The organism is Streptomyces sp. NPDC048825 (assembly GCF_043198355.1).
GTDB classification, from domain to species: Bacteria; Actinomycetota; Actinomycetes; order Streptomycetales; family Streptomycetaceae; genus Streptomyces; species Streptomyces xiangluensis.
On the sequence record NZ_JBICUR010000004.1, the window covers coordinates 531,226 to 538,061 of the forward strand.

Annotated in this window: 8 protein-coding genes; 4 read left to right on the forward strand and 4 right to left on the reverse strand. The window is 66.9% G+C overall.

Annotated elements, in window-relative coordinates:
- Positions 1–119: 119 nt before the first annotated feature.
- On the reverse strand, positions 120–899 hold the full coding sequence (locus ACGFNK_RS13890; protein WP_388682730.1) for a hypothetical protein: 780 nt from the start codon (positions 897–899) through the stop codon (positions 120–122).
- A 121-nt stretch (positions 900–1,020) separates the two neighbouring features.
- Between ACGFNK_RS13890 and ACGFNK_RS13895 the strand changes: the two genes are divergently transcribed.
- From ACGFNK_RS13895 to ACGFNK_RS13905, 3 genes are all read left to right on the forward strand, one after another.
- The gene (locus ACGFNK_RS13895) at positions 1,021–1,812 is read left to right on the forward strand and encodes an ABC transporter ATP-binding protein (protein ID WP_393415533.1); all 792 of its coding nucleotides are present in this window, start codon (positions 1,021–1,023) and stop codon (positions 1,810–1,812) included.
- Between the two features lie 72 nt (positions 1,813–1,884).
- A complete protein-coding gene (locus ACGFNK_RS13900; protein ID WP_386345382.1) occupies positions 1,885–2,316 on the forward strand; it encodes an NfeD family protein in 432 nt (143 codons plus the stop codon).
- A gap of 131 nt (positions 2,317–2,447) precedes the next feature.
- Positions 2,448–3,383 carry an SPFH domain-containing protein gene (locus tag ACGFNK_RS13905; protein WP_386345381.1) on the forward strand — a complete coding sequence of 312 codons (936 nt, stop codon included), beginning with the start codon at positions 2,448–2,450 and terminating at the stop codon, positions 3,381–3,383.
- 70 nt (positions 3,384–3,453) lie between these two features.
- On the opposite strand, the gene ACGFNK_RS13910 is transcribed toward ACGFNK_RS13905, so the two are convergent.
- From ACGFNK_RS13910 to ACGFNK_RS13920, 3 genes are all read right to left on the reverse strand, one after another.
- Complete coding sequence (locus ACGFNK_RS13910; protein ID WP_165343612.1) at positions 3,454–3,960, reverse strand: HNH endonuclease; 507 nt, start codon at positions 3,958–3,960, stop codon at positions 3,454–3,456.
- Positions 3,961–4,104: 144 nt separating this feature from the next.
- Entirely contained in the window at positions 4,105–4,644 is a 540-nt protein-coding gene (locus ACGFNK_RS13915; protein ID WP_386345379.1) for a YbhB/YbcL family Raf kinase inhibitor-like protein, read from the reverse strand.
- Positions 4,645–4,694: 50 nt separating this feature from the next.
- Positions 4,695–5,477: a sporulation protein gene (locus ACGFNK_RS13920; protein ID WP_393415536.1), complete on the reverse strand. Its 783-nt coding sequence runs from the start codon at positions 5,475–5,477 to the stop codon at positions 4,695–4,697.
- A gap of 158 nt (positions 5,478–5,635) precedes the next feature.
- Here ACGFNK_RS13920 and ACGFNK_RS13925 point away from each other — a divergent pair, with 158 nt between their 5' ends.
- Complete coding sequence (locus ACGFNK_RS13925) at positions 5,636–6,277, forward strand: DNA-3-methyladenine glycosylase (RefSeq protein WP_393415538.1); 642 nt, start codon at positions 5,636–5,638, stop codon at positions 6,275–6,277.
- Positions 6,278–6,836: the final 559 nt, after the last annotated feature.

The window sequence follows — 6,836 nt, forward strand, 5'->3', positions numbered from 1 at the left end:
CCGAAGTCCGGTGCGCTACCGCGCCAGGGGCGCGGGGCTGTATCGATATGCGGCTCCGCCGCGTGGGCGCTACCAGCCACAACGAACCCGCAGCTTCACTCCGCACCCCCAGCGGAGCGCTACCGCTCGCGTTCCTCCACGAACGCGTTGTACGCCGCCACCTGTGCCCGCCTCGCCGTGCGCTCGACCGGCCGCAGCGCCTCGGAGCGCGCCGCCATCTCCGAGGCGCTCACCGCTCCGCCGTGGCCGTTCTCGTACGCCACCGAGATGAGCAGTCCGACGCGCTGCGCCAGCTCCAGCACCCGTACCGCACGCGGCGGATAGCCGGGAGCCAGCACCTCGCCGCCCTTCTCGGCCCGCGCCCGGTACGCGTCGATCGCCGCCTCCGCGACCGGACCCGAAGCGGCCACATCGAGCCGCGACAGCATGTCGGTGGCCTCGCGCAGCGCCTCCGCGAGCTCCCGCTCGGCCTCGCCGAGGGACGGTACATCGGCGGGCGGCGCCTCCCGCACCGCCAGGCAGTGCCAGACGACCTCCACATGTACGTCGCCTTCAGGGCCGGCCTCGAACACCTCGGGCACCAGCCCCAGCGCGGCGCCGTGACAGATGACCGCCTCCTCCGCGTCCAACGCCCGCGCATTGAATTCCGGCGGCCCGCTCAGCCCGAGCGGATGTCCCGGCGCGGGCAGCGCGACCCGAAGACCGGTCACCCCGAACCCGCGCAGCCGCCCCAGCGCGAGCGTGAGCCCGACGGGCCCCGTCTCGCCGGGCAGCCCCTCGACCCGGTGCACGGCGTCCTCACCGACGACGGCGAGGACCGCGTCGTCCGGCGAAACAAACCCGGCCAACAGGGCATTTCCCCATGCGGCCAGCCGTCCTGAGCGTGGTTCCGAGAGCATGCCCCCACCCTAAGGACCGGCCGATGGAAAGGTGCGGGGGACCGGTGGCGTAGGTTTTCCCTGGGGGCTGCGTCCACAGACGTAAGCGACGGTCGAGACTGCAATGGGAGACAGCGCGCTCATGAGCGATGTTCTGGAGCTGGAGGACGTATCCGTGGTCCGGGAGGGCCGGGCTCTGGTGGACCAGGTCTCCTGGTCGGTCAAAGAAGGAGAGCGCTGGGTCATCCTCGGTCCGAATGGTGCCGGAAAAACGACCCTTCTGAACATCGCGTCCAGCTATCTCTTCCCCAGCAATGGCACCGCCACCATCCTCGGCGACACCCTCGGCAAGGTCGACGTCTTCGAGCTGCGCCCCCGCATCGGCATGGCCGGCATCGCCATGGCGGAGAAGCTCCCCAAGCGCCAGACGGTCCTGCAGACCGTGCTGACCGCCGCGTACGGCATGACCGCCGGCTGGCACGAGGACTACGAGGACATCGACGAGCAGCGCGCCCGTGCCTTCCTCGACCGTCTCGGCATGAGTGACTACCTGGACCGCAAGTTCGGCACGCTCTCCGAGGGCGAACGCAAGCGCACCATGATCGCCCGCGCCCTGATGACCGACCCCGAGCTGCTGCTCCTCGACGAGCCCGCCGCGGGCCTCGACCTCGGCGGCCGCGAGGACCTCGTACGTCGTCTCGGCCGTCTCGCCCGCGACCCGATCGCTCCCTCGATGATCATGGTCACGCATCATGTCGAGGAGATCGCACCGGGCTTCACCCACGTGCTGATGATCCGTCAGGGCAAGGTGCTCGCCGCGGGCCCGCTGGAACTCGAACTCACCTCCCGCAACCTGTCGTTGTGCTTCGGCCTCCCGCTCGTCGTCGAGCAGGTCGGCGACCGCTGGACGGCGCAGGGCCTGCCCCTGTCCTGACGAGCTCGAACGCCTGTGCCAAGTTGATCGGCGCCCTGTCGGCGAGCCGACCTGCGGTCCTACCATGACCACGTGGACGACATCGACGCATGGGTGTGGTGGTTGATCGGCGCGGCCGGGCTCGGGATCCCGCTCGTCGTAACCGCGATGCCGGAGTTCGGAATGTTCGCCGTCGGCGCTGTGGCCGGCGCCCTGACCGCGGGACTCGGGGGCGGTGTGGTTCTCCAGGTCCTGGTCTTCGTCGCGGTCTCGGTCGCGCTCCTCGCCGTCGTACGCCCCATCGCGGCCCGACATCGTGCCCAGATGCCCCAACTGGCCACGGGCATAGACGCGTTGAAGGGCAAGCAGGCAGTCGTCCTGGAGCGGGTCGACCGCTCCGGAGGGCGGGTCAAGCTCGGCGGAGAAGTCTGGTCCGCGCGTGCCCTCGACACCGGCCGGACCTACGAAGCCGGCCAGGAGGTCGATGTCGTGGACATCGAAGGTGCCACGGCGATCGTCATGTGAAGTCACGCGAAGTCGCATGACCGGAACGCTGCACGTGGAGAGTTGTGGTCTGACACACTCGTCCAGCAAGATCTTCAACAATCACAAGATCTTCCGGAACGCCGAGGCGGAGAAGGGTACGGGGAGCCACGATGGAACCGATCATCATCGTCCTGATCATTCTGGTGGTGTTGGTCTTCATCGCGCTGATCAAAACCATCCAAGTCATTCCACAGGCCAGCGCCGCCATCGTCGAGCGCTTCGGCCGCTACACGCGCACTCTCAACGCGGGCCTGAACATCGTCGTCCCGTTCATCGACTCGATCCGCAACCGCATCGACCTCCGCGAGCAGGTCGTCCCCTTCCCACCGCAACCGGTGATCACCCAGGACAACCTGGTCGTCAACATCGACACGGTCATCTATTACCAGGTCACCGACGCCCGAGCGGCCACGTACGAAGTCGCCAGCTACATCCAGGCCATCGAGCAGCTCACTGTCACAACCCTCCGGAACATCATCGGCGGCATGGACCTGGAGCGGACGCTGACCTCCCGCGAGGAGATCAACGCGGCGCTGCGCGGCGTCCTCGACGAGGCCACCGGCAAATGGGGCATCCGCGTCAACCGTGTTGAGCTCAAGGCCATCGAGCCGCCCACCTCCATCCAGGACTCGATGGAGAAGCAGATGCGCGCCGACCGTGACAAGCGCGCCGCGATCCTCACCGCCGAAGGTATCCGCCAGTCGCAGATCCTCACCGCCGAAGGTGAGAAGCAGTCCGCGATCCTGCGCGCCGAAGGTGAGGCCAGGGCCGCCGCACTGCGCGCCGAGGGCGAGGCCCAGGCGATCCGTACGGTCTTCGAGTCCATCCACGCCGGTGACGCGGACCAGAAGCTCCTCGCCTACCAGTACCTCCAGATGCTCCCGAAGATCGCCGAGGGCGACGCCAACAAGCTCTGGATCGTCCCCAGCGAAATCGGCGACGCCCTCAAGGGATTGAGCGGCGCCATGGGCAACTTCGGCCCGATGGGCGGCAACTCGTCCGGCGGAGGCACAGAGCGCCTCGAGAAGCCAACGGTCACCGACTGACGTCGTAGGCAGTCGTACGCATGTGAAGGGGCCCACCTCCCTCAGGAGGCGGGCCCCAGTCACGTACGCCCTATGCGGCCGGCTGAGCCAGCCACTCCGGCAGCGCGTCGAACTCGTCCCGGCCCAGCGCCAGCAGCATCGCGTCCGCCGGCGTCGGCTCGAACGGCTGCCGCAGCAGCGGCATACCCGCCTGCTCCGGAGTCCGGTTCGCCTTGCGGTGGTTGTCCTCCGCACACGAGGCCACGGTGTTCAGCCAGGAGTCCGTACCCCCCTGCGCCCGCGGCACCACATGGTCCACGGTCGTCGCCCGCCTGCCGCAGTACGCACACCTGTGCCGGTCGCGCACCAGAACACCCCGCCTGGACCAAGGAGCTTGTCTTCGAAAGGGCACCCTCACATAGCGGCACAGCCTGATCACCCGCGGCGCCGGTATGTCGACCACGGCTCCGCGCATACGCAGTTCGGGGTGGGCCTGCTCGACGACAGCCTTGTCCTGCAGCACCAGAACGACGGCTCGATTCAACGTCACCGTCGACAGCGGCTCGAAGCTCGCGTTCAGCACCAGCGTGTCCCGCATCCAGCCCACCTCCTATGCGCACCGGCCCACCCCCTGGCGGGCTTGGATCAACTCTGGCCGGGCACGCCGAGATGGACAACGCAATAAAAATGCCCGCCTCTGATCAATTCCAAGACCAGAGGCGGGCAAACGTTCCGTGAACGCTCAGCCCTCCGCGGGCGCCGCGTACTCGGCGATGAGCTGCGCCCTCGCCAGCGTATGGAAACGCAGGTTGAAGCCCACGAAAGCCGGGGTTGCGTCCGCGTCAGGACCGAGCTTCTCCTGATCCACGGCGTACACGGTGAAGACGTAACGGTGCGCCGGGTCTCCGGGCGGCGGCGCGGCACCACCGAAGTCCTTCGTCCCGTAGTCGTTACGCGCCTGCACCGCGCCTTCCGGCAACCCCTCGAACTTGCCGCTGCCCGCACCCGCCGGCAGCTCGGTGACCGAGGCCGGGATGTCGAACACGACCCAGTGCCAGAACCCGCTCCCCGTAGGGGCATCGGGGTCGAAGCACGTCACGGCGAAGCTCTTGGTCTCCGGCGGGAAGCCCTCCCAGCGCAGCTGCGGCGAGGTGTTCCCGGCTGCGTAGACCTGGGCGTCCTTCAGCACCGCGCCCGGCTCGACATCCTCGCTCGTCACCGCGAACGACGGCACGGTCGGATGGAAGTCATGGGGAAGCGGCGGCCTCTTGGACTCGGTCACCTCGGCACCTCCTGATCGGTTCTGCTCGATGGAGTCTTTCGTCCCTGAGCCTAGAACCAGTTCCGGCGGCTACCGACCTCGGACAGCCACTGGTTGAGGTACGCCGCCCAGTCGGTCCCCTGGAAGTCGTTCAGCCCCACCTTGAACGACCGGAACGTGTCGCTGCTCTCGCTGAACAGACCCGGCTTCTTGTCCATCTCCAGGATGACGTCCATCTCGCGCGCATCGGCGACGAAGCTCAACTCGACCTGGTTGAGGCCGCGGTACTGCTGCGGCGGGAAGAACTCGATCTCCTGGTAGAACGGCAGCTTCTGCCGCGTACCCCGGATGTGCCCACGCTCCATGTCCGCGCTCTTGAACCGGAAGCCCAGCTGAATGAAGGCGTCCAGAATCGCCTGCTGCGCCGGCAGCGGATGCACACTGATCGGGTCCAGGTCACCGGAGTCCACGGCACGCGCGATCTCGAGCTCCGTGGTCACACCGATGTTCATCCCGCGCAGCGGCTGACCGTCAATGGTCGTGATCGGCGTCTCCCACGGGATCTCCAGCCCGAACGGCACCGCGTGCACCGCGTTTGCCTGCAGCTCGAAGGCGCCTCCGAGCCGCATCTTCGTGAACTCCATGTTCTGCTGGAGCTCCTGGTCCTGCCCCTCCACCTCGACCCGGGCCTGAAGCCCCACGGAGAGCCCCTCGATCTCCTGCTTCACGGAACCGCCCTGGATCCGCACCTCACCCTGAACGACGCCGCCGGGAACGACATTCACCTCGGTCAGTTCCGTCTCGACCGAAGCCCCACCGGCCCCAAGGCTCGCAAGCAGCCGCTTGAACCCCATGTCTTTTCCTCCTCAGGCAACGCCTGTCTCTGTCCGATTCCTTGATCCCTACACACGCGAGCCGGACGTGTCCGGTTCCGCGCCCTTTCACCCTGGCAAGACGCCAGGTCTCTGGCCACCCCGCTCAGCGTCACACGTTTCCACTACGCTCGTACGCCATGATCGCGGCCCCCGACCGTACGCCCCTGCCCCGGGAGTTCTTCGACCGCCCTGTCCTGGACGTCGCCCCCGACCTCCTGGGACGCATCCTCGTGCGCACCACCCCGGACGGACCGATCGCGCTCCGCCTCACGGAGGTCGAGGCCTACGACGGCCCGAACGACCCCGGCTCCCACGCGTATAGGGGCCGCACCGCCCGCAATGACGTGATGTTCGGTCCGCCCGGTCATGTGTACGTCTACTTCACCTATGGCATGTGGCACTGCATGAACCTGGTGTGCGGTCCGGAGGGCAGGGCAAGCGCAGTCCTGCTCCGCGCCGGAGAGATCACCGAGGGTGTAGAACTCGCACGCAAACGTCGGCTTTCGGCCCGATACGACAAGGAACTGGCCAAAGGCCCCGCCCGCCTGGCCACGGCTCTGGGCGTCGACAGAGCCCTGGATGGCACGGACGCCTGCGCCCCCGAGGGCTCCCCGTTGACGCTTCTCACCGGCATACCCGTACGCCCCGACCAGGTGCACTACGGTCCACGCACCGGCGTGGCCGGCGCCGGAGGCGTCCACCCCTGGCGCTTCTGGATCGCCGACGACCCGACGGTGAGCCCATATCGGGCCCATACGCCCCGTCGCCGCCGAACTTGACGCGTCTGTGGGCGATCCGTAATGTAGCCCGAGCCGCTTGAACCGGGTACGGCGTTCAGCCAGCAGCCGGAAGCGGCCAACCCACTACCTACGACTTCCTCTCAGCGAGGGTGAGTTCGGCACGCCTGCGTGCCGTAATTCGAACTCGCGGGACTCGATTATGAGTTGCCGGGGAGGATCGGTTAACGTAGTAAATGTCGAAAGGCCGCGAGGGAGACCTTGGAGCCTAATGGCAAATCCCCTCCGACGGGGAATCGGATCCGAAAGGATCTGGTAACGTTGGAAACACCGAAGGGAAGCCCGGAGGAAAGCCTGCGAGGGTGAGTACAAAGGAAGCGTCCGTTCCTTGAGAACTCAACAGCGTGCCAAAAATCAACGCCAGATATGTTGATACCCCGTCCACCGGAAATCTCTGGTGGCGAGGTTCCTTTGAAGAAAACACAGCGAGGACGCTGTGAACCCTTCCGTTCATTCCGCGGGGGGTTCCGCTCTCGTGGTGTCGTCCCGATTACGGGAATACATTCACGGAGAGTTTGATCCTGGCTCAGGACGAACGCTG

Coding starts and splice junctions, on each gene's coding strand:
- ACGFNK_RS13890 (WP_388682730.1), bottom strand. CDS start 899: ATGCTCTCGGAACCACGCTCAGGACGGCTGGCCGCATGGGGAAATGCC.
- ACGFNK_RS13895 (WP_393415533.1), top strand. CDS start 1,021: ATGAGCGATGTTCTGGAGCTGGAGGACGTATCCGTGGTCCGGGAGGGC.
- ACGFNK_RS13905 (WP_386345381.1), top strand. CDS start 2,448: ATGGAACCGATCATCATCGTCCTGATCATTCTGGTGGTGTTGGTCTTC.
- ACGFNK_RS13910 (WP_165343612.1), bottom strand. CDS start 3,960: ATGCGGGACACGCTGGTGCTGAACGCGAGCTTCGAGCCGCTGTCGACG.
- ACGFNK_RS13920 (WP_393415536.1), bottom strand. CDS start 5,477: ATGGGGTTCAAGCGGCTGCTTGCGAGCCTTGGGGCCGGTGGGGCTTCG.
- ACGFNK_RS13925 (WP_393415538.1), top strand. CDS start 5,636: ATGATCGCGGCCCCCGACCGTACGCCCCTGCCCCGGGAGTTCTTCGAC.